At 46.0% G+C, this 23,276-nt stretch carries 24 protein-coding genes; 23 read left to right on the top strand and 1 reads right to left on the bottom strand.

Annotated features, from left to right (window positions below):
• Positions 1-43: 43 nt before the first annotated feature.
• The 21 genes from MKY23_RS11380 to MKY23_RS11480 all read left to right on the top strand — a co-directional run bounded on the left by MKY23_RS11380 (position 44) and on the right by MKY23_RS11480 (position 20,782).
• Positions 44-1,126 (top strand): RodZ family helix-turn-helix domain-containing protein, encoded by a 1,083-nt coding sequence (locus tag MKY23_RS11380; protein WP_154886337.1) that lies wholly within the window; start codon positions 44-46, stop codon positions 1,124-1,126.
• Between the two features lie 73 nt (positions 1,127-1,199).
• Positions 1,200-1,364 (top strand): hypothetical protein, encoded by a 165-nt coding sequence (locus tag MKY23_RS11385; protein WP_167375816.1) that lies wholly within the window; start codon positions 1,200-1,202, stop codon positions 1,362-1,364.
• Positions 1,365-1,513: 149 nt separating this feature from the next.
• Positions 1,514-2,005: a YajQ family cyclic di-GMP-binding protein gene (locus MKY23_RS11390; RefSeq protein ID WP_090923812.1), complete on the top strand. Its 492-nt coding sequence runs from the start codon at positions 1,514-1,516 to the stop codon at positions 2,003-2,005.
• Between the two features lie 317 nt (positions 2,006-2,322).
• Positions 2,323-2,910 carry a CDP-diacylglycerol--glycerol-3-phosphate 3-phosphatidyltransferase gene (gene pgsA, locus MKY23_RS11395; RefSeq protein WP_090923811.1) on the top strand — a complete coding sequence of 196 codons (588 nt, stop codon included), beginning with the start codon at positions 2,323-2,325 and terminating at the stop codon, positions 2,908-2,910.
• A 109-nt stretch (positions 2,911-3,019) separates the two neighbouring features.
• Entirely contained in the window at positions 3,020-4,276 is a 1,257-nt protein-coding gene (locus MKY23_RS11400) for a competence/damage-inducible protein A (RefSeq protein WP_154983872.1), read from the top strand.
• A gap of 240 nt (positions 4,277-4,516) precedes the next feature.
• Positions 4,517-5,581 (top strand): recombinase RecA, encoded by a 1,065-nt coding sequence (gene recA, locus MKY23_RS11405; protein ID WP_336122386.1) that lies wholly within the window; start codon positions 4,517-4,519, stop codon positions 5,579-5,581.
• A 218-nt stretch (positions 5,582-5,799) separates the two neighbouring features.
• A complete protein-coding gene (locus MKY23_RS11410; RefSeq protein WP_336122813.1) occupies positions 5,800-6,537 on the top strand; it encodes a RecX family transcriptional regulator in 738 nt (245 codons plus the stop codon).
• Between the two features lie 311 nt (positions 6,538-6,848).
• Positions 6,849-8,390 (top strand): ribonuclease Y, encoded by a 1,542-nt coding sequence (rny, locus tag MKY23_RS11415; RefSeq protein ID WP_090923808.1) that lies wholly within the window; start codon positions 6,849-6,851, stop codon positions 8,388-8,390.
• Between the two features lie 80 nt (positions 8,391-8,470).
• Positions 8,471-9,265, top strand: a complete 795-nt coding sequence (locus MKY23_RS11420; protein ID WP_090923807.1) for a TIGR00282 family metallophosphoesterase — start codon at positions 8,471-8,473, stop codon at positions 9,263-9,265.
• A gap of 117 nt (positions 9,266-9,382) precedes the next feature.
• On the top strand, positions 9,383-9,643 hold the full coding sequence (locus tag MKY23_RS11425; RefSeq protein WP_007430104.1) for a stage V sporulation protein S: 261 nt from the start codon (positions 9,383-9,385) through the stop codon (positions 9,641-9,643).
• A 119-nt stretch (positions 9,644-9,762) separates the two neighbouring features.
• The gene (locus MKY23_RS11430) at positions 9,763-10,767 is read left to right on the top strand and encodes a dipeptidase (RefSeq protein ID WP_221790514.1); all 1,005 of its coding nucleotides are present in this window, start codon (positions 9,763-9,765) and stop codon (positions 10,765-10,767) included.
• 176 nt (positions 10,768-10,943) lie between these two features.
• Complete coding sequence (locus MKY23_RS11435; RefSeq protein ID WP_090923805.1) at positions 10,944-11,516, top strand: phosphate propanoyltransferase; 573 nt, start codon at positions 10,944-10,946, stop codon at positions 11,514-11,516.
• 307 nt (positions 11,517-11,823) lie between these two features.
• Positions 11,824-13,380: a tRNA (N6-isopentenyl adenosine(37)-C2)-methylthiotransferase MiaB gene (gene miaB, locus MKY23_RS11440; RefSeq protein WP_090923804.1), complete on the top strand. Its 1,557-nt coding sequence runs from the start codon at positions 11,824-11,826 to the stop codon at positions 13,378-13,380.
• A 685-nt stretch (positions 13,381-14,065) separates the two neighbouring features.
• Positions 14,066-14,479 carry a YlbF family regulator gene (locus tag MKY23_RS11445; RefSeq protein WP_090921137.1) on the top strand — a complete coding sequence of 138 codons (414 nt, stop codon included), beginning with the start codon at positions 14,066-14,068 and terminating at the stop codon, positions 14,477-14,479.
• A 131-nt stretch (positions 14,480-14,610) separates the two neighbouring features.
• A complete protein-coding gene (locus MKY23_RS11450) occupies positions 14,611-15,015 on the top strand; it encodes a PaaI family thioesterase (RefSeq protein WP_090921104.1) in 405 nt (134 codons plus the stop codon).
• Between the two features lie 84 nt (positions 15,016-15,099).
• Entirely contained in the window at positions 15,100-15,909 is an 810-nt protein-coding gene (locus MKY23_RS11455; RefSeq protein WP_090921102.1) for an NUDIX domain-containing protein, read from the top strand.
• 48 nt (positions 15,910-15,957) lie between these two features.
• The gene (locus MKY23_RS11460; RefSeq protein WP_090921100.1) at positions 15,958-16,515 is read left to right on the top strand and encodes an isochorismatase family cysteine hydrolase; all 558 of its coding nucleotides are present in this window, start codon (positions 15,958-15,960) and stop codon (positions 16,513-16,515) included.
• A 92-nt stretch (positions 16,516-16,607) separates the two neighbouring features.
• Positions 16,608-18,062: a nicotinate phosphoribosyltransferase gene (locus tag MKY23_RS11465; protein WP_221791122.1), complete on the top strand. Its 1,455-nt coding sequence runs from the start codon at positions 16,608-16,610 to the stop codon at positions 18,060-18,062.
• A gap of 400 nt (positions 18,063-18,462) precedes the next feature.
• Positions 18,463-19,107, top strand: a complete 645-nt coding sequence (locus MKY23_RS11470) for a hypothetical protein (protein ID WP_221791120.1) — start codon at positions 18,463-18,465, stop codon at positions 19,105-19,107.
• Positions 19,108-19,120: 13 nt separating this feature from the next.
• Entirely contained in the window at positions 19,121-20,134 is a 1,014-nt protein-coding gene (locus MKY23_RS11475) for an oxidoreductase (RefSeq protein WP_221791118.1), read from the top strand.
• Positions 20,135-20,221: 87 nt separating this feature from the next.
• Entirely contained in the window at positions 20,222-20,782 is a 561-nt protein-coding gene (locus MKY23_RS11480; protein WP_221791116.1) for a hypothetical protein, read from the top strand.
• Positions 20,783-20,827: 45 nt separating this feature from the next.
• Here the strand turns inward: MKY23_RS11480 and MKY23_RS11485 are convergent, their stop codons facing one another.
• Complete coding sequence (locus tag MKY23_RS11485) at positions 20,828-21,352, bottom strand: molybdenum cofactor biosynthesis protein B (protein WP_090921135.1); 525 nt, start codon at positions 21,350-21,352, stop codon at positions 20,828-20,830.
• Positions 21,353-21,516: 164 nt separating this feature from the next.
• On the opposite strand from MKY23_RS11485, the gene MKY23_RS11490 reads away from it, so the two are divergent.
• On the top strand, positions 21,517-22,614 hold the full coding sequence (locus MKY23_RS11490) for a GTP-binding protein (protein ID WP_339838068.1): 1,098 nt from the start codon (positions 21,517-21,519) through the stop codon (positions 22,612-22,614).
• Positions 22,615-22,686: 72 nt separating this feature from the next.
• Complete coding sequence (locus MKY23_RS11495) at positions 22,687-23,022, top strand: four-helix bundle copper-binding protein (protein ID WP_253495400.1); 336 nt, start codon at positions 22,687-22,689, stop codon at positions 23,020-23,022.
• The last annotated feature ends 254 nt before the right edge of the window (positions 23,023-23,276 follow it).

Raw genomic sequence — 23,276 nt, forward strand, 5'->3', positions numbered from 1 at the left:
AGATCAGCAACAACTGAAGAGTTAAACATAAGGAGGAGATGGCATGTCTGAACTGGGTCAGCAGTTAAGAGAGGCCCGGCTGCAAAAAGGGATGAGTCTCGACGATGTACAGGAAATGACAAAAATTCGCAAGAGGTATTTGGAGGCTATAGAAGCAGGGGATTATAAAGTGTTACCCGGCAGCTTCTATGTGCGTGCATTTATAAAAACCTATGCGGAAACGGTGGGACTTAATGCCGATGAGCTGCTGGAAGGACACAAAAAGGACGTACCTGCGGAAACGGCGGAAGCAACGATGGAGCCGGTAATCCAGAAGCGCTCCAGCCGGCCGGCGGAGCGGAGCAACCGCTGGATGTCTGTTGCTCTGATGTGGACTTTCCCTATTCTGATTATCGTGCTCTTGTATCTGTATATGGCAAACAACAAGGGCGATGACACCAATCCACAAGGGCTGGATGATACAAAGATTACGGACAGTCAAAAACCTGCTAATGACAAACCTGATCAACCATCCGATAACGGGCAAACTGCAACTCCGCCTGCAACCGATTCGGGATCGAATGATGCCGGTAAAGGTGATGCTGGCGGAAACGGCGGCGGTAATGAAACGAATGGTCAGACCGACGGAGAAAATAAAGGTCAAACCGATGGACAAACCGATGGACAAACGGATGGCCAAACAGGTGAGACCCCAGAGGGAACACCACCAACCACACCTGGTTCTGTTACTGTTTCTGAAGATGGAAAATCAGGCAATATTACAAACTTCAAAGTTAGCGGAAGCACGGGTCAGCCTGTAACCGTGACGATCAAGGCGACAGGTCATAGTTGGCTTGAAGTGTATAAAGGTGAGAATTCAAGCGGTGAGAAACTCGAGTATGGCAATACTGCTGACGGTGACACGTTCACATTTACATTGGACAGCGCTGGCATGTACATTAAATCCGGTTATGCGGCGGCAACAACAATTGATGTTGGCGGTCAAGTCGTAACGGACGGCAAAGCAACCAACCGCATTCGTCTTAAACTGGATACAGATAGCGCGGCTACTTCCACGGGAACTGAAGGCATGACAGGCACAACGACCAGTGGTTCCTCGGAAGGCGGAAGCTCCAGCAGCGAATAACCTGGCTAACTGCAGGGGACAATAATCTTGTCTTCAATTGCAGTTAACTTATGGTGAAGTGAGGTGGAAGGCCGTGACAGTCAGCTGGATCGTAACCGGTTTAGGGATCATTGTCAGCCTCCTGGGTTATTACCTGACTCCAAATGCCTGGGGTTACGGAATATTGGGCTTTGGACTTGCGCATATCGTGCTCGGTGTGCTCGATATGTTCAGACAGCCTAACCGTAGCCGGTATTAAGGTAGCTCGACCAGCAAGCATTTTTGGTGACCGAATGGTACTCCAAAAATGCTTTTTTCTATGAGTAAACATGACTAAAATTAGACTTTTGCTTGAAGTTTACTCTATAATGTTACAGAACATATGATTAATTGAAAGGGTGACTTGGTTTGAGTTCAGAAAATTCATTTGATATTGTGTCCAAAATGGACTTGCAAGAATTGACCAATGCCGTTACGCAAACGGAAAAAGAAATTGGTGCTCGTTATGATTTCAAGGGCAGTAAAAGTAGCTTGAAACTGGATAAGGATGCTCTTACGATTGTGTCTGATGATGAGACCAAATTAAAAGCGGTTATTGAAGTTTTACAATCCAAAATGGCAAAGCGTGGGCTTCCGCTGAAAAATATGGATTACGGGAAAGTGGAGCCAGCTTCTTCCGGTACTGTTCGCCAGCGTTTGAATTTCAAGCAGGGCATTGATCAAGATGTGGCTAAAAAAATCAATATCCTCATCCGTGATTCCAAACTGAAGGTGAAGAGTCAGATTCAGGGAGACCAGCTTCGGGTGACAGGTAAGAGCAAAAATGATCTGCAAGCCGTTATGCAACTTCTTAATGGAGCTAACTTGCCACTGGATCTGCAATATACTAATTTTAAATAAAATTCTTGTACAGAAATGTCTTTTTGACACTGTATTGGTACGTATATTATACTGAATGTGCATTGCTGGCAGTCATGCATCAAGTCCAGTCTTCATCGTTAGCTGACTTTGTGAAAAGCAGTACACTTCTGGAAGTCACCGGAGCGTTTAAAAGCAGTTTTGCGTTTGAGCGGTAGACTTTATTTTTTGCGTTTCTACATAGGCTTTTATGTAAATATAAGTCGACGTTTCAATCGTTCATTTCTTGCTTCAGATGATGAATACGGAATGTAAGATGATTGTTTGAAGTAATGGAGGATACAAAGGGAGGGCGTCTTGTGAATTTACCCAACCGGATTACGCTTGCACGAATTTGCTTAATCCCTTTTTTGATGGTGTTTCTGCTCGTGGATTTTCCGTTTTATCCAGAGCCGTTACATCTCGGGAGCTTTACGCTTCCGTATAATCAGTTAATTGCTGCTTTTATTTTTATCGTTGCTGCAAGCACGGATGGAATAGACGGCTATCTTGCAAGGAAAAACAATATGGTCACCAATCTGGGCAAACTGCTTGATCCTCTGGCAGACAAGCTTCTGGTTACCGCTGTTTTGATTTCATTGGTTCAAATGGGTAAGCTGGATTCATGGATTGCAGTCGTTATTATCAGCCGTGAATTTGCCGTGACCGGCCTACGTCAGATTGCCTTGTTGGACGGTTCGGTTGTAGCTGCGAGTGCTTGGGGTAAACTGAAAACAGTAGTACAGATTGTAGCCATTGTTTTGCTACTGCTGAACAATTTCCCCTTCTCATACACGGGTATTCATGTCGATGAAATTGCGGTATATGTAGCGGCTTTGATCACCATCTGGTCTGGAATTGACTACTTTATCAAAAACAAAAACTTGCTTCATTTATCAAAAGCGTAATGATTTAAGCTGAATCGGGTAATGATGAAAGACTCATTGGGTCAAAGGGCAATAGGAACTCATCCTATTGCCCTTTGACTACTCCACATATGTACAGGAGGAAGCCAAAATGAAGGCAGAGATTATTGCAGTTGGGACAGAGTTACTACTGGGACAGATCGTAAATACCAATGCCAGATACCTTTCCCGTGAACTTGCTGCAATGGGGATTGACGTATATTTTCAAACGGTAGTTGGCGATAATCAGAATCGGCTTAGTGAAGCGATACGCATCGCGCAGGGCCGTGCAGACATTATTTTATTTTCTGGAGGCATCGGTCCAACGCAGGATGATTTGACTAAAGACGCACTGGCTGCAGTGTTGAATCGGAAGTTGCATATTGACCGTATGGCTATGGATAAAATTGAAGGTTTCTTCCGCGATCGGAATGTGGAAATGACGGAAAATAATCGGCGCCAAGCCATTGTGCTTGAGGGTGGAACCCCTCTGGCGAATGAAACCGGACTTGCTGCCGGAAACGCGATTGCGGATAACGATAAATATTATGTTGTTATGCCTGGGCCACCTAAAGAATTGATTCCAATGTTCGAGCAGGAGGTCAAACCTTGGTTGCTTCAGCATGCTCTTACAGAAGAAATGCCGATTTATTCACGAATGTTGAAATTCGCAGGCATTGGAGAATCTGCTCTGGAGGACCGTTTGCTTGACTTGATTGACGGACAGACAGACCCTACGATTGCTCCTTACGCGAGTGAGGGAGAAGTAACCGTACGTGTTTCTACCAAGGCTCCGAGCGAAGGAGAAGCCAAGCTAAAGCTGGATGCGATGGAAGTGCAGATTCGTGAGCGTTTATCTGAACATCTCTACGCTAACGAGGATGTGCCTATAGAGTACACGATTGTTACAATGATGTCTGATATGGGGCTGACTCTGAGCGCGGCTGAAAGCTGCACAGGAGGGCTTGTGATGCAGAGCTTAACTTCGGTGCCTGGAAGTGCCTCGATGTTAAAAGGTGGCATTGTATGCTACTCTAATGAGATCAAAGAAAAGCTGTTAAATGTGCCTCACAGTTACCTGGAGGGTGAAGATGCACCAGGTGCCGTTAGCCCAGAGGTGGCAAAAGTGCTTGCAGAGCAGATCCGTATGATCGGGGATGCTGATTTTGGATTGGCGATTACCGGAGTAGCCGGTCCGGGATATTCGGAACGTAAACCACCAGGCCTCGTGTTTATCGCTTTGGCTGAGCGTGGGAAGGATACGGAGATTCATGAACTCCGGATTAACGGTAACCGGGAAACGGTTCGCATTCGCTCGGCAAAGGCCATTCTGTATCGGTTATGGCAAAAGTTAGTCGCTATTGATTGATGATTACGCAGGCAGATTGCATTTGCATAATTGAGGAAGTATAATGATTGTAGACGGAAGAACCGTAAAATGTGGCTTTACAGCCTTGTTTACGGTTCTTTTTCTGTTTTTTCATCGATTTCTATGAGGAAGAGGCGCCTCGGCCTGAACAAAAAAACGAATGTATGTTCGAAAAAAAGCTTGGCAAACGAGTTAAAACAAGGTATCATTATATTATAAACAGTAAAGGGTGTGAGTTTATTGTCAGACCGTCGTGCCGCGCTTGATATGGCGCTCCGTCAAATAGAGAAGCAATTTGGTAAAGGTTCCATCATGAAATTGGGTGAGTCAACTCATATGAATGTGGAAATAATTCCCAGCGGATCTTTGGCTTTGGATATTGCATTAGGAACAGGCGGCTTGCCGAAAGGCCGTATTGTTGAAATATATGGACCTGAATCTTCAGGTAAAACAACTGTGGCATTGCATGCCATTGCTGAAGTCCAACGTGTAGGTGGACAAGCTGCGTTTATCGATGCTGAGCATGCGCTTGATCCGAATTATGCAAGCAAACTGGGCGTTAACATTGATGAATTGCTCTTGTCACAACCGGATACAGGTGAGCAAGGATTGGAAATCGCCGAGGCTCTTGTACGCAGTGGTGCAGTAGACATCATTGTTATTGACTCGGTAGCAGCGCTTGTACCAAAAGCGGAGATTGAAGGAGAGATGGGAGATTCTCACGTTGGTCTGCAGGCTCGTTTGATGTCTCAGGCACTCCGTAAATTGTCCGGTGCAATCAGTAAGTCTAAAACGATTGCCATCTTCATCAACCAGCTTCGTGAAAAAGTTGGTGTTATGTTTGGTAACCCGGAAACGACACCAGGTGGCCGCGCATTAAAGTTCTATTCCACGGTTCGTCTAGATGTACGCCGTATTGAGAGTATCAAATCGGGAAATGACATTACAGGTAACCGTACCCGTATTAAAGTTGTTAAAAATAAAGTGGCACCTCCGTTCAAACAAGCGGAAGTTGACATTATGTATGGTGAAGGTATTTCCAAAGAGGGAAGTATCATCGATATCGGTACAGAGCTGGATATCGTCAACAAAAGCGGTGCTTGGTATTCGTATGAAGGTGAACGTTTAGGGCAAGGCCGTGAGAACGCGAAGCAGTTTATGAAAGAACATAAAGAAATTGCTGATGTGATTGAGCAGAAAATTCGTGAAGCCAGCAATTTGACAACGGCTGTTCCTGCTCCATCGAGTGAAGAGCAAGAAAAAGAAGCGGCTGAAGAACAGGAATTATTCGAAATTAATGAGTAATCTTTCTCTACAGGGGAAGGCACTTTGTATTCTGACGTCCTAAAACCTGTAATAAGCGGGTGCTAATGCTTATGAAGCTAAATAGGATTGTTTCTCGCCAGCTAACAGCCTCTGTCCATTCCGGACAGGGGCTGTTAGCATCTATGCCATCTGTAACCTAAACAAAGGGGAGCGTGAAGATCATAGTGAAATATCGCCAAAAGGAGCAAGAATATAATGTGCATGATGATGACGAAGAATTGCAAGAAGCAGCAGAATTAAATGGGTTCTCCCAATTTCCAGACGATGAAGAACTTATCATCACCAGAGTAGAGCGGACGAAGAGTCGTGAAGCACGCTACCGGATTTCATTTGGTCACTATTCGCTTACGGTTCTGGAAGATGTGATGATTAAGTACAGGATGACACGTGGCAACATTTTTATGAAGAAAGATCTGGAGGAAATCATTATTGCGGATGAACGCCAGAGGACGTACGTGCAATCGTTACGTTTTTTGGAGTTTAAGCAGCGGACACGTCATGAATTGCGGCAAAAGTTAAAGCAAAAGGAGTTCGCGGCACCGATTATTGAAGAGGTCCTCGATCGGCTGGAGCAAGAAAAGCTTGTCGATGATGACCTGTTTGCCAAGGAATGGACAAGACAGCGTATGGAGGGACAGCGGAAGGGAAAACTGTGGATAAGGCAAGAATTGCGTCAAAAAGGAATTACAAATGAACTTATTGCGGAGGTACTGGATGATGTTAGTGCAGATGCAGAATTCGACACGGCATTAACAGCTGGCCGTAAGAAGTGGAAACAAGTTCGAGGAGACGTGCAGGAGAAGAAACGTAAAACGTTCCCGTACTTGATGCGACGCGGTTTTAGCATGGATCTGGTGCGCCGAGTCATGAATCGTTTAATGGAAGAGGATGGGGCAGAAGATGCCAAAGAGGATGAAGCATTGTTATGGGACTAGACGAGGAGACTAACAATACTGCATTCTCTTGACAATTTCTTTCGTCAAATACTAAAATGGACATGAGTCTGTAAGAAATGGACAACCCTTTTTCCTTCCAAAAAAGCGGTTTCGGTTTCTTCAGATTTAGTCCATTCCTGATTATGGGTTCACTGGAAACAGTGGATAGTACATGTAATCATGTACATGTGAAATGAAAATCGGCGGGGGATCGCCGTGAGTATTCGTTATTCCCAAACATATGTAAGGCATGAAAACAGAAAAGTTGACCCAAGGAGTGCCTTGGAGGAACCAACGAGGAGGTGAACAGTATGGATATTGCTATCACGATCATTCTCGTTGTGGCCGCGCTCGTTATTGGGTTCGGAGTCGGATATTTTATTCGCAAATCTCTTGCAGAGGCTAAAATCTCTAGTGCGGAACAAGCTGCCGTACAAATCGTGGAGAACGCGAAAAAAGAGGCAGAGGCACTGAAGAAAGAAACGGTGCTGGAAGCGAAGGATGAGATTCATCGCATTCGCGCCGAAGCTGAAAAGGACACTCGTGAACGTCGGAACGAAATTCAACGACAAGAGAGACGATTGTTGCAAAAAGAAGAGTCGCTGGATAAAAAATTGGAATCACTCGAACGTAAAGAAGAGCAAGTGGCTAACAAAGAGAAACGTATCGATGAAACACAGCAACAGATCGAAATGATCTACAAAAACCAGGTGACGGAGCTTGAACGAATCTCCAATCTCACGATGGAAGACGCACGCAGTATCATACTGTCCAACGTAGAACAGGAAGTTCGTCATGAGACGGCTCAAATGATCAAGGACATTGAACAGCAAGCGAAGGAAGAAGCGGACAAAAAGTCCCGCGAGATCATTACACTCGCCATCCAACGTTGTGCGGCTGACCATGTAGCGGAGACAACGGTATCCGTTGTAACGCTGCCTAATGAAGAAATGAAAGGCCGGATTATCGGTCGTGAAGGACGTAACATCCGTGCGCTTGAAACCCTTACCGGGATTGACCTCATTATCGATGATACGCCAGAAGCTGTTATTCTGTCGGGCTTTGACCCGATTCGCCGTGAGATCGCCCGGACGGCACTGGAAAAACTGGTGGCGGATGGACGGATTCACCCGGCACGTATTGAAGAAATGGTGGAGAAATCACGTAAAGAAGTGGATGAGCGTATCCGTGAATACGGTGAACAAGCTACCTTTGAAGTGGGCGTGCATGGTCTGCACCCAGATCTCATCAAAATTCTGGGCCGCCTGAAGTTCCGCACAAGTTACGGTCAGAACGTCCTGAAACATTCGATGGAAGTTGCTTATTTGGCAGGACTAATGGCTGGAGAACTTGGAGAAGACGTAACTTTGGCAAGACGTGCAGGTTTGTTGCATGACATCGGTAAAGCGCTGGATCACGAAGTGGAAGGATCACACGTTGAAATTGGCGTGGAGCTGGCGAAGAAATACAAGGAACACCCAGTGGTTATCAACAGTATCGCTTCCCATCACGGGGACTGCGAAGCAACTTCAGTTATTGCGATGCTGGTGGGTGCAGCTGATGCGCTGTCCGCAGCTCGTCCAGGTGCACGCCGCGAAACATTGGAGACATACATCAAACGACTAGAGAAGCTGGAAGAAATCTCGGAATCTTTCGAAGGTGTCGAGAAATCGTACGCCATCCAGGCTGGACGCGAAGTTCGCGTCATGGTGCAGCCTGAGAAGATCGATGATGCTGAAGCTTTCCGCCTCGCTCGTGACATCACGAAGATGATCGAGAATGAACTTGATTATCCAGGTCATATCAAAGTCACCGTGATCCGGGAAACCCGGGCGGTTGAATACGCAAAATAGAGTATTTTGGAAAAGTGGCCGCTTCAGTGGGCCACTTTTCCTGTTGATAAGCCATGTAGGAATTGAGGAGGCAACAAATCATGAAAGTTTTGTTTATTGGGGACATCGTAGGAAACGTAGGGCGCAAAGCGCTTAAGGAGAACTTACCATACCTGAAATCGAAATATAAACCCCATGTGATCATTGTCAATGGTGAGAATGCTGCAGCAGGACGCGGCATTACAGGTGCAATTGCCAATGAGTTTTTTAACTGGGGCGTGCATGGCATTACGCTTGGCAACCATACTTGGGACAATAAGGATATTTTTGATTTTATAGATGATGAACCACGTATGATCAGACCAGCGAACTTTCCACCAGGTACACCTGGACGTGGGTATACCGTAGTTAAGGGGGAAGGGAAAGAACTTGCGATCGTGAACCTGCAAGGCAGAACCTTCTTGCCTGCGATTGATTGCCCGTTTCGCGCAGCGGATGAGATTGTGGACGAGCTACGGAGAGACTATAAATGTATTCTTGTGGATATGCACGCGGAAGCAACGTCTGAGAAGATTGCGATGGGCTGGCATCTCGATGGACGCGCATCCTTCGTTGTAGGTACGCATACGCATGTACAAAGCAACGACGAACGTATTTTGCCTGGAGGTACGGCATATTTGACAGATGCGGGTATGGTAGGACCGCGTGACGGCATTCTGGGCATGGAGCGTGATGCGGTGCTACGTAAATTTTACACCCAGCTTCCAGTGAGATTTGTCGTAGATGACGGCAAATGGCATTTTCATGGCGTAATCGTGGATATTGACGAAGAAACTGGTGCGGCTACGCGGATTGAGAAAATACGTTTAATGGAAGATGAGTGGCGCATGGAATAAGGGTATTGTCCCATTTTGCCCGGAAACCCTGCTAAAAAGAAGGAATTTTTTTTCCTCCCGCGAATAACATCTAGTAAGTGGAAACAAACTTTCAACATTCCCAGGGAGGTACTTACCATGGATGTATTAAAAGTTTCAGCAAAGTCCAATCCTAACTCTGTAGCCGGCGCTCTTGCAGGAGTTCTTCGTGAACGTGGAAATGCTGAACTGCAGGCAATTGGAGCAGGAGCACTGAACCAAGCCATTAAAGCGGTAGCGATTGCCCGGGGATTTGTAGCACCAAGCGGAGTTGACCTGATTTGTATTCCAGCTTTTACAGACATTGTGATTGACGGTGAGGACCGAACGGCCATTAAGCTGATTGTGGAGCCCAGATAATACATGAGTTGAACGTACGCATGAGCCTGTTTACGAATAAAGTAGACAGGTTTTTTTGCGTTATTTTACAAAAGAATCGAGCGAAAATGGGTAATTATACTTTATGGGGAGGGTGGGCTATGTCGAGAACAGGCCAGCGTATCGCTGATTTTCATTGTGATGCATTGAGTAAACTGCTGATGAAACCTGAACTTTCTTTTGAGAAGGCTTCCGAACTGGATGTCAATCTGGAACGCATGCAAGAAGGTGGTGTTCAGCTGCAGGCATTAGCGATTTATTTACCCGAAGTGCTGGGCAGAGGCAAGTTTGAACATGTGATGGGACAGCTGGAGTTGTACCGCAAAAAGGTAGAGCATAGCGCACAGCGCTCTGGAGGGGTCAAGACACTGCTTTGGCGTGAACAGGTAGCAAACTTGCGAACGAAAGTGGAAACCGCTCCATGGGGCCTAATCACATTGGAGGGTGTCGATGGGCTGGAAGGAAACTTGTTTTATCTGGAATTGTGTTTTCAGATGGGGGTACGCGTCGTTGGTCTTACATGGAATCATGCGAATTGGGCTGCGGACGGCATTATGGAAAAGCGGGGGGCGGGTCTGACAGAGAAAGGCAAGGAACTGGTGCGTCTCTGTAATCAGATGGGGATGCTCTTGGATGTGTCTCATTTATCGGAAAAGGGGTTCTGGGAACTGGCCGATCTGAGCGAACGTCCTTTCATAGCCTCGCATTCTAACAGCTATAACGTATGTCCGCATATACGTAACTTGAAGGATGACCAGATTCAGGCCATAGTTGCGAGAGATGGACGTGTTGGCCTGACGTTTGTACCCTGGTTTGTCAAAGAAGCGGATGAAGTGCGAATAGAGGACTTGCTACCACACATCGAACAGATCTGTTCGCTAGGCGGGGCTCATCATCTGATGATGGGATCAGATTTTGACGGGATCTCAACCAAAATTCAGGATTTGGAGCATGCTGGATGTTATCCAAAGCTGACAGAAATACTGTTGAAGCATTATGACGAAGCACTAGTGCATGGTTGGTTATGGGGGAATGCAATACGTTATCTCGGGGAACACTTGCCAGAGGGTGGACTAGTGCATGCAAGTAAAAGAAAGAGGATGTAATAAATCTCACTTTTTTCAAAATAAGAGTCCCAAAATGGAAATGAATTAGCGAAAATAAGTGTATTTCATGAATTTTCATCAGTTTGTTTTCATTTCACAGTAAAAAGGAGTATAATACCACTTGGATTGTTAAGAGCCTGTCTAAAGGCCATAGATAAACAAGGAGTGAATTTACGATGAGTAAAACAGTACCTGTGGGCGTATCCGCCCGTCACATTCATGTATCCCAAGAGCACGTTGACATTTTGTTCGGCAAAGGTTATGAACTGACTGAATTTAAACCTTTGTCCCAGCCCGGACAATACGCTGCCAATGAAACCGTAGCGGTCATTGGTTCCAAAGGACAGTTTGATAAAGTGCGTATCCTCGGACCTGTTCGTCCAGAAACACAATTGGAAATCTCCATGACGGATTCTTTTGCGATCGGTGTAAAAGCACCTGTGCGTGAATCTGGTAGCATCGAAGGTACACCTGGAATCACAATCAAAGGTCCAGCTGGCGAAGTAACGATTGACAAAGGTGTTATCGTTGCGGCTCGTCACATCCACTTCCATACGTCCGATGCAGCAAAATGGGGCATTGAAGACAAACAAATGTTGAAAGTTCGCTTGGGTGGGGATCGTGGTCTGGTACTTGAAAATGTACTGGCTCGTGTATCTGATTCCTTTGCACTGGATATGCACATCGATACAGATGAAGCTAATGCAGCAGGCGCTCGCAATGGCGACACTGCTGAAATCATTGACTAATGATTTCACACGGTCTATAGCGTTGCAGTACAACGAAAAGGCCGGATATAAGTAAAAATGACCTGAGTACACTGGCAGAGGCGGTTCATCTTGAACTGTGCGTCAATGTGCTCAGGTTTTTTTGTGCAAGGCAGATCAGGACGGTAGAATGGAGTGAGCAGGACCATGTTTGCTTGTGGAACTACAGCCCAATTCATGTTATAATTTGCTGTAATGCTCTTTTGAAGCATGAGGAACCAAATGGTTGAATTTTGTGATGAAAAGAACGCTTTTTATGAATAGAGGCTGTAAGGAGTGACCGAAGGAAATGGCTAAAGACTCAAAAAAGGATTACTCCCAATATTTTGATTTCTCCGATGCCAAAGTAATTTCGCAAGATGAATTCAGCAAAAAGATTAGAATTCGCGGACGCGAGATTAATATCAAAGCGGAACCGAACCATCGCCAGGAGAAACAAAGGGGCAAGGAAGACATTCAGGTACTGTATGAGACGGCTGTTCCCGAAGAGTTGAAAACGATCGGAAAGGGCAAGCATTATATCGTATACACCTATGGATGTCAGATGAATGAACACGACTCCGAGACGATCAAAGGTTTGCTGGAGACGATGGGGTATCAAGCTACGGAAGATCGAAAAGCAGCGGATATCATTTTGCTTAACACGTGTGCGATTCGTGAAAATGCAGAAGACAAAGTATTTGGTGAACTGGGCCATCTGAAAACACTGAAGCTGGAAAACCCAGGCTTATTGCTTGGCGTTTGCGGGTGTATGTCTCAAGAAGAAGGTGTTGTTAACCGGATCATGCAGAAGCATGGTTTTGTCGACATGATCTTTGGTACCCACAATGTACACCGTCTGCCGCACCTGATTCAGGAAGCGCTCTTTAGCAAAGAGATGGTTGTGGAAGTGTGGTCCAAGGAAGGCGACATTATTGAGAACCTGCCGAAGAAAAGGGAAGGCATGCGCGGCTGGGTAAACATTATGTATGGTTGCGACAAGTTCTGTACATATTGCATCGTGCCGTTTACCCGGGGGAAAGAACGTAGTCGTCGTCCAGAGGACGTTATTGCAGAAGTAAGAGAACTGGCTAGACAGGGATTCAAGGAAATTACATTGCTAGGTCAGAATGTGAATGCGTATGGTAAGGATTTTACGGATCTGAAATACACCTTTGGTGACTTGATGGACGATATTCGTAAAATAGATATTCCACGCGTGCGTTTTACAACGAGCCATCCGCGTGACTTTGATGATCACTTGATCGAGGTGCTTGCCAAAGGTGGTAATCTGGTGGAGCACATCCACTTACCGGTGCAATCAGGCAGCACGGAAGTACTCAAACGTATGAGTCGTAAATATACGCGGGAACACTATTTGAATCTGGCGGCGAAGATCAAAACGGCCATTCCAGACGTCGTTCTGACGACGGATTTCATTGTCGGATTCCCTGGTGAAACGGACGAGCAGTTTGAGGATACACTCTCTCTGGTTCGTGAAGTTGGTTATGATTTTGCCTATACGTACATCTACTCTCCACGCGAAGGTACACCTGCAGCAGTGATGGAAGATAATGTGCCGATGGAAGTGAAAAAAGAACGTTTGAAACGCCTGAACGAAACGGTAAACGAGTACAGCCAGCGTAGCAACGAGCAGCAACGTGGCAAGATTGTTGAGGTACTTGTCGAAGGCGAGAGTAAACGTAATTCAACTGTTCTGGCTGGACGAACACGCAGTAACAAGCTGGTGCATTTTGAAGGCTCTAAGGAGCTGATTGGTACCTTTGTACAAGTGGAAATTACCGATCCGATGACGTTTTATATTCGCGGCAACTTGCTTACCGAGCCGGTAGCTGCGAATCAATAGCGGAGGGGAAGGAATCGATTCTGTAGAAGCGAAGCGTTCGCCTTTATCGCCGGATTTTCCCCTTGGAGAAGGGGATCGAAAAAAAATCCGGAGATAACAGCGATCGAAAGAACGATCCGAACCCGAAGTGGCCACCCAAGCCTTACTATTACAAAAAAACTCACCTAACAAGATGAGATTTACAGGTTCAATATAAGATTTGGACATTGGCTTGAGGTAGCGGAGGGGTAGGAATCGATTCTGTAGAAGCGAAGCGTTCGCCTTTATCGCCGGATTTTCCCCTTGGAGAAGGGGATCGAAAAAAAATCCGGAGATAACAGCGATCGAAAGAACGATCCGAACCCGAAGCGGCCACCCGAGCCTTACTATTACAAAAACTCACCTAACAAGATGAGATTTTCAGGTTCAATATAAGATTTGGACATTGGCTTGAGGTAGCGGAGGGGTAGGAATCGATTCTGTAGAAGCGAAGCGTTCGCCTTTATCGCCGGATTTTCTCCTTGGAGAAGGGGGCGAAAAAAATCCGGAGATAACAGCGATCGAAAGAACGATCCGTACCCGTAGCGTCCACCCAAGCCTTAGTACAAACACTGATGTTTAACCGCAGTCTCATCTTATATCATCTCATACGAATGGAGCGATCACAGTGGCGCAGGAAGAAGAAGTGCAGTACAACCATTACGGAATGCCAACCTACGATACGCGCAATTTGATCATACGCGACGACATTATGGGAAAGGCCAAAGAACTGGCAGATATGCTCGGAACGAGCGAAGAAGTAAGGCAGTTTCAACAGGCAGAAGCCAAAATCCGAGATCATGAGCGCATTCAGCAATTGATCGCAACGATTAAGAAAAAACAAAAAGAAATCGTTGCTTTCGAAAGCTTCAACAACAGTGCCATGGTTAGCAAAATTGAACAGGAAATTGATGACTTGCAAAACGAACTGGACAGCATTCCGCTAGTAACCGAATTCCAGCAGAGTCAAAGTGACATCAATTATCTGCTTCAACTAGTCATCTCGGTGATTCGGGATACAGTATCCGAGAAAGTCAATGTCGAAGCTGGAACGGATTCACCTCCGACCAGCTGCGGTTAAATGAACGGAAGGGTGCGGACGCAGTCCGCGCCTTTTTTGACATCATAGAGAGCGATGAACTCAGAATGAAGCAACAAAAAAGACATCTAGAGTGAGTTAAACAACGTATGGAATAGAAGGAGAAATGAAACATGAGTATTTTGGACAAAATGGTGGAAGACGGCGATGGCCGATTCTGGGGATTTCTCGGGTGCCGGTACATCAAGGGCAACAAACAAGAAGTCCAAATTGCGCTGACCGCAGGAGAGAATCATACCAACTCGATGGGCATAATTCATGGTGGTGTGTTGACCTCATTGATGGATCAGGCGATGGGTATGGTCGCGACAGCTGCCATGGAGGTGGATAGTTGTGTCACGACTAACCTTAATGTACATTTTCTGGCGCCGATGAGTCAGGGCGAATTAATTGTAACGTCAACCGTGTTGCATCAAGCTGGGCGTAGCATCACGACCCAATCTGAGGTTCGCGATTCCTCAGGAACGCTGGGATGTATGGCTACAGCGACGTTCCGTGTGGCGAAATCGAGAGCCTGATAACGGAAACTGGAATCCACAGTTGACAAAAATTATTATTATGTCATAATGAGATTATCAAAATGAATATAGTCGGTGGTGCCCATGAGCGAAAACAACAAACACGTTAACACTGAATCAGCAAACGATGAACTGGAAGCACGTAATTATAGTTCCAAAAAATATCGTACCCCCGACGGGGTTCCTGCAGATATCGTCATGTTCACCTTGACGAAGCGGGAGCGCAAAACGGTAACGAAAACCCTCCCGATTCGGGAGTTGAAGGTTATGTTAATTAAACGCAAGGGCTGGCCTTTTGCCGGAAGATGGGCATTGCCTGGTGGATTTTGCCAAGAAAATGAGTCCATTTACGGTGCGGCGAAGCGCGAACTGATGGAGGAGACCGGTGTAGACGGCGGACATCTCGAATATCTAAACGTTTATAGTCAGCCCGGACGTGATCCCAGAGGTTGGATTATCTCTCATGCCTTCTTTGCACTTGTAGAGGAATGGATGCTTGAACACAGGCAGGCAGCAGATGATGCGGAAGATGTAGGGTTGTTTACGATCCAGGAGGCACTGGAAGAACTGGAACTCGCCTTTGATCACAGAACGATCATCGAAGATGCATACAGACGAATTCAGCAACAGATGCTGGAGACAACGATTGCGAGACAGTTTCTGCCGCGTGATTTTACGTTAAGTGAATTATATCAGGTCATCCAGAGTGTTGTACCCGATTTCGAAGAGCCTAATTTTATTCGTAAAATAACATCTACACGCAGCCGTAAAGGGATTGTCGAGGAAGTGCGTGACGATGAGGGCAATCTGGTCAGCTCCAATCAGTACTCCCAGCGTCCGGCACAGCTGTATCGATTCACTGAACTAGTGCCGCGTTTATCGATCTATACGTAAAAAGCGTGTGATTCATTCAACCATATTCAAACCAAGGGAGTGTGGACGATGAAAGCATTGATTGTTATTGATTTTACACAAGATTTTGTTACGGGAGCATTGCCTGTGGGTCAGCCGGCCGTAGAGATTCAGGAAACGGTAGCGGCGATTACCAAGGCGTATCTCGATAATAAAGATGAAGTGATTATGGCAGTAGATTTACATGAAAAAAATGACCCTTATCATCCGGAAACCGTACTTTTCCCGCCTCATAACATCCGTGATACTGAGGGAAGACAGCTATATGGTCGTCTTGCCGAAGTAATGGAGAAGCATGCGAATGAAATTCGGTGGATGGATAAAACGAGATATAGCGCGTTCTGCGGAACAGACCTGGAACTGAAGCTGCGCGAACGAGGCATAACGGATATTGCGTTAATCGGGGTATGTACAGATATATGTGTATTACATACCGCTGTGGATGCCTATAACAAAGGATTCCATATTACGATCTATGAGGACGCTGTAGCCAGTTTTAACCCTGCAGGGCATGAATGGGCACTTGGGCACTTTCGTTCCAGCATGGGGGCACAGGTGGTTAAGGCAAGTGAAACGATTTTGGACTGATTCGCCACCGAACATTGCGGTGTAATCAGCTTTAAGCTCGTATTTTCAGGAATGATCTGAGAAACGAGCGGAAGTCAGAGAGGATGAGACAAATGCAGACAACAAGCCTGGCTTTACATACGGATAAATATCAGATCAACATGATGTATGCGCACTGGGTGAATGGTACACACAAACGGAAGGCGGTATTTGAAGCCTACTTCCGTAAGCTTCCTTTTGGCAACGGTTATGCCGTATTTGCCGGATTGGAGCGCATTGTGAATTATATTAGCCAGCTACGTTTCACCATGGAAGATATCAAGTTTTTATCCAAACAACCAGAGAATTATGATCCGGTCTTTCTGGAGGAATTGCTTCAGTTCTCTTTCCAGGGAACGATTCATTCCATGAAGGAGGGTGCAATTGTTTTTCCTGACGAACCGCTCATTCGGGTTGAAGGCTGTATTCTGGAAACGCAGTTGGTGGAAACGGCCATACTTAACTTCATGAATTATCAGACACTGATTGCAACGAAAGCATCTCGTATTAAGCAGGTGGCACAGCAAGATACATTGCTTGAGTTCGGAACACGCCGTGCACAAGAAGCAGATGCCGCAATTTGGGGGGCTCGTGCTTCATATGTAGCCGGTTTCCATGCGACATCCAATATGCTGGCTGGTGAACAGTTTGGCATTCCGACAGCAGGCACACACGCACATTCCTGGGTGCAGAGCTTTATGACGGAACAGGAGGCATTTGATGCGTATGCAAGAGTGCTACCGGATCAGGTGACGCTTCTCGTGGATACGTTTGATACGCTGAATAGCGGCGTGCCTCATGCGATCAAAACAGCCAAGTGGCTGGAGAGTCAAGGCAAAAAGATGAATGCTATTCGTCTGGATAGCGGCGACCTTGCCTATCTTTCGATTCAGGCCCGTCAGATGTTGGATGAAGCCGGACTGGACTATGTGAAAATCGTAGCTTCGAATGATCTCGATGAAAATACGATCTTTAACTTGAAAGCTCAAGGTGCACGGATCGACACATGGGGTGTCGGTACACAGTTGATTACAGCATCAGATCAGCCTTCTTTGGGTGGAGTCTACAAGCTGGTAGAGCGTGAGGTTAACGGTGAAATGTTGCCAACGCTTAAAATATCGGCCAATCCCGAGAAGGTGTCTACACCGGGTAAAAAAGAAGTCTTCCGCATCATTGATCCGAAGCATGGCAAAGCGATCGCGGATTATATCTGCTATCCAGATGAGGAGCAGCCGCTTCAGGGAGGACCGCTCAAGCTGTTCAACCCGCTACATCCTTATCTGAAAAAAACGGTGACCCGTTATGAAGCAGTTAACATGCTGGAGCCGATTTTTGTGAATGGACGTAAAGTGTATAACCTGCCTACGCTCGATGAAATACGCACGTATCATAAGGAGCAGTTGAACCTTTTCTGGCCGGAGTACCAACGGAAGCTGAACCCGGAGATTTACCGCGTGAACATCAGCCCGGCCGCATGGAATATGAAGCAAAAGTTGATTGCTGAGCATGTGAAATCAACGGAAGAGTAATATTTTATAGCTGTATGTTAGAATCTTGAAGGCATAACCGGTAGGTATTACTGGCTTATGCCTTTTTGATGTAATGAACCGGTGATGGTTTTTAATTAACATGTGTGCAGTTTCATAGAAGTGTGCTGAAGGAAGATATACACTCTCTGAATAAGCAATAATTGTGAAGCGACTTTGGTATAGCCATCTCATGCATTTGCATCACCTATTCCAAGGTTTGTCCCGAGTAATACCCTATCATTATTTCTCGGGAAAGCGCAGGAAACGCCAAATGCCGCCACATTTCGAAAGTTACTTCGTCATTAGGGGGGGGCTTAGAAGAACAGTTGAACAGGATTGAAAACCAACACTGTTTCAAACCGATGTCAGCAGGGGATGAAAGGTAGAGGAGGGCTGGCTGATGAGATATATGTTTGGACTAGTATGGGTTGCATTTATAGCTTATGCACTGTTTATGGCGCCGGGGAACTCCCCCGCGAATGATCCAATATTCAAAGAATTACTCACATTGCAGAGCAGGGAGCCATGGCTACTGACGGTGTTCTCATGGTTGGGCATTTTTCCGGCTGTGTATGCATGTATTCTACTTCGAAAATCAATGACAGCATCGAAGAGGCAGCGGATGCCAGCATGGCCGTTTGTCTTGTTTTCTTTTGGGCTTGGAGCATTTGCATTATTGCCCTATTTTGCGTTGATTTCACCATCCCCAACAGACGTACATGATCCGGATTCATCTGTTAAACAGTCGAAACGAGGTGTCTCGCGAGTGGCCTCGCATAAGCTGACCCATCTGATCCTGTTGTTGCTTACACTAGGGTCGGCACTTTATGCGTTGATCGAAGGCAATTCCGAACGCTTCGTGGACGCATTTTATCAATCCTCGTTTGTACATATCATGACGATTGATTTCATAGTACTGACGTTACTGTCTACGTATGCTATCTATCGCGATGCCAGAGTGAACGGAAGAACAACAAACTGGGCCTGGGCAGGATTACTGCCGCTTGCAGGACCATTATTATATCTGCTTTTGGAACGAAAATAAGGAGATGAGACCGATGAAAGAACAATTTCAGGCTTATGTGATACGTAAGGATGATCAGAAAGGGGTTACAGCCAAACTTGAGCAGTTGAAAAAAGAAGACCTTCCTAATGGGGATGTGACCGTACAGGTACACTATTCCAGTGTGAATTATAAGGACGGATTAGCATCTCTTGAAAAAGGAGGCGTCATACGGAATTATCCCATGGTACCTGGAATCGATATGGCCGGGACGGTAGATGAATCTGTGAGTGGACGTTTTGCACCTGGGGATCGGGTCATTAGTACGGGATTTGAACCCGGGGTCTCCCATTACGGGGGATATAGTGAATATGCTTGTCTTCGTAGTGAGTGGTTAGTGCCTCTCCCGCAAGGGCTGAGTGAAAAAGAAGCGATGGCTATTGGAACGGCAGGGTTTACTGCTGGACTCTCGGTAGACGCCTTGTTACAAGCGGGGGTAACGCCGGAAATGGGAAAAATACTAGTTACCGGCGCTACGGGGGGCGTTGGCAGTATGGCGATAGCTATCCTTGCGAAGCTTGGTTTTGAAGTGACGGCAAGCACAGGTAAAAAGCAGCAAGAAGAGGAACTGCTTCGCAATTTGGGGGCTTCCGAAGTCATTTCACGTGAAGAAGCGGATGCCCCAATCAAGGGAGCCATGGGCAAACAGCAATGGGCGGGCATCGTTGATCCAACTGCGGGGCCAGCACTGGCGGAGCGCTTGAAACAGGTACAATATGGTGGAGCTGTTGCTGTATCCGGGTTAACGGGGGGCAACGGATTTGAATCAACTGTTTTTCCATTTATTTTGCGTGGCATCCAGTTGATTGGTATTGATTCAGTGTATTGTCCCATGGAACGTCGAGAGCGCATCTGGAACAAGCTGGGCAGTGAATGGAAGCCAGATCGTGCACTTGCGCTGGGGGTTCAGGAGATTACGCTAGATCAGTTGCCGCATACAATAGAGAACATACTACAGGGCGGTGCAGTTGGGCGTACCGTTGTACGTGTCTCCTCTGAATCATGCTAACTTGGAATAAAATGTGTATCTCCTAGACATGCTAATCCTACCTGAGAGAGTCACAGGTACCGTGACTCATGGAAAGGAAGGATAGACATGCTGTTAAAGGAGAAAAATCCGAACCTGATGGGGCGGAATGTAAAACGATTTTTGATGTTAAGTGGCTTGGTAATCCTGAGTCTAATATCTCTCGCAGCTTGCACATCTTCATCTATTGAGCAGGAACGTAAGCTCTATACAAGGGAAGCAACAACGGAAGGGAATTTCAGAGCCAAGCAACAAGGTCACGGCTTAAACGGTACGTTAGCAAGAGAAATGACAACCGGTTTTGCTGCCAAACATATTAAGCTGATGAACAATATGTTCGAGGATGATGCTGATGGTGGCATGTCATATATGTATTTATTGAATGGTAGTGCAAGACATATCGTGAAAGTACACATTTATCGTGATGCGAAAATCCGTGCAGCAAGAATGGAAGAAATGTATGGGGAACCTAAAGAAAATGCCGTTCTCGAGAATGTAATGGGCAGAACGACGATTCGTAGCAAAGGGCATGTATCGTTGGTTTATACGGCTTCCGGCGGAGAGAAGGATGTGTATGCACAGGACGTCCTGCAAGTATTTGAAGATGTGCTGCAACAAAAAAAAGAGTAGTGACTTACAAACTGTCCAAGTGGAAAAACAAACCCGTCTGATGATTCAGACGGGTTTATATATTTCGCGCATGACATGGCGCAGTTCAGGCAAAATAATGCGTTCCATGGCAAGTTTAACGGCCCCGCGAGAGCCTGGCATTGAAAATACAGCTGTACGTCCGATAGTTCCGGCAACTGCCCGACTGAGAATAGCTGCTGAACCAATATCTTCGGTATAACTTAAGTAACGGAAGATTTCACCAAAACCGGGCAGTTCTTTGTCCAGAAGGGAAGATACAGCCTCGTATGTAGTATCTCTTGGAGCAATACCGGTACCTCCGCTTAACAGTACGGCTTCGATATCATCCCGTACAACAGCGTCTTGCAGAATCGTCTGAATCCGTTCTGTCTCGTCAGGTGTAATGATATACTCCACAACCTGATAGCCAGCTTGGTGCAACAACTCATGCATAAGTTGACCGCTCGTATCGGTTTCTTTGGTACGTGTGTCCGAAACGGTAACAACCATACAGGCCACCGTTTGTGGTGCTTCCTGACGGTGCTGTTCAACTGAATTGGTCATTGAAATCCTCCTCAAATAAACATGTCCTCATAGCATAGACTATTCATGTTAATCAGGCAATGAAGTTTTCTTCAACAGAACAGGCGTATTGCACAACAATTGAAGGATAGTGTACACTCGCTTAATAGAGTCAGACTAAGGATAGAGATGGGCAGAAAGGTGTGTAAATAATGAGTATCATCAATGAACAAAAACCAAGTATTCCTGTATATATTTTGTCCGGTTTTTTGGGCAGCGGTAAAACGACATTGCTTGTAAAGCTCATAGAACACTGGAAACAGCAACAACTGCGCCCAGCCGTGGTGATGAATGAACTGGGTGAAGTGAATCTGGATGGTCAGATCGTAGATGAGGAAGTGCCCATGACAGAAATGTTGGGCGGATGCATCTGTTGTACTGTACGAGGAGATCTCGGGCTGCAGCTGGCAGACCTCGTTCAAGAAGAGTCACCTGATGTTATTGTTATTGAGGCAACGGGCGCAGCGAATCCGATGGAAATTTTGGATGCGGTGACGGAAACATCTCTTTATATGCGTTTGGAGCTGAAAAGTTTGATCACCGTAGTGGATGCGGCTCATCTGTCAGGCCTGTATCAGGAGCAAAAAGGAAAAACCTTTAAATTAATGCAAGAACAAATTCGTTGTGCTTCGGTGTTGCTCTTGAATAAAACCGACCGAGTTCAAGAACAGCAACTGCAGGACTTGGAAGAGCTTTTGAATAAATGGAATGGCTTTGCCCCCGTGATTCCAACGGTCAAATGTGAAGTGTCTATGGAGCAATTGCTTCATAGTGGTGCCGACGTTCACATTCATCAATCCAATATAGCAGGCGATGCATCGAAAAATGCAGGAGAGACTCATGTGCATACAGATGCTTGCCGTACTCATGGATGCAATCATGGACATGATCACACGGATCAACGTGACAGCAACCATTCAAGCGACCATGGCGAGCATTCTGTCAAGCCACATACATCACATGAACATGTTATGGTATACACACATTATTTCAGTCAACCTGTGAATAGCGAAGCATTCGAACAATTTGTGGCTAGCTTGCCGCGTGACGTATATCGGGCAAAGGGAATCCTTTCGTTTAGCGATACCGCAAGCCGCTTCTGGTTCCAGTATGCCTATCGTGAATCAGATTACATGAAGATCACACCTCAAGGAGATGTGCCGAATGTAGCTGTCTTTATCGGCGAGCATTTTGATCAAACTGCCATCCGTGAACAATTACTGGAATTGGAAGCGGTAAAACAACACTAGGATAATGGTTCAAAGTTCCTCCCTGGTGGGTATTAAGAAGCATAGCAAACTTTGCCTGGGAGGTAACTTTAAATGACACAACAACAATACCAACAATGTATCGATGCTTGCCTGGAGTGTATGAATGCTTGCAACGTATGTTACATATCGAGTCTGAAAGAATATGATTTAGCGATGCTTCGTGACTGTATTCGTATGAACCGGGAATGTGCTGATATCTGTGCATTTGCAGCGCAAGCCATGACACGTGGAAGTGATTTCATCGGTGAAATCTGTGAATTGTGTGTCAAAGCATGTGAAGCCTGTGCAGCGGAATGTGGTAAACATGCACATGATCATTGTCAGGCCTGCGCTGAAGCTTGCCGTAGATGTGCTGAAGCTTGCCGTTTAATGTCTGCGGTTGCTTAAACTATCTATGTAATCATTTTAAAATAACAGGGTTGCTAATCCATACCAGGATATGTATAATGATCTGAAATGATCGAAACAGCAATATCCGTGATCGGGAGAGTAGCCCAGATTCAGGCCATGACAGCGAGCCGGGACAGGTGTAAGCCGGTATGTGATGAACTGTGTGAAGCGCACCCGTGAGATGGTTATCCGAAGCCATGTATAGGCTCCATTTGGAGTTCGTTGTATATGGATTTGAGGGTAATCCGGCA

It is taken from the genome of Paenibacillus sp. FSL R7-0272 (assembly GCF_037969905.1).
In the GTDB taxonomy this organism is placed as follows: Bacteria; Bacillota; Bacilli; order Paenibacillales; family Paenibacillaceae; genus Paenibacillus; species Paenibacillus polysaccharolyticus.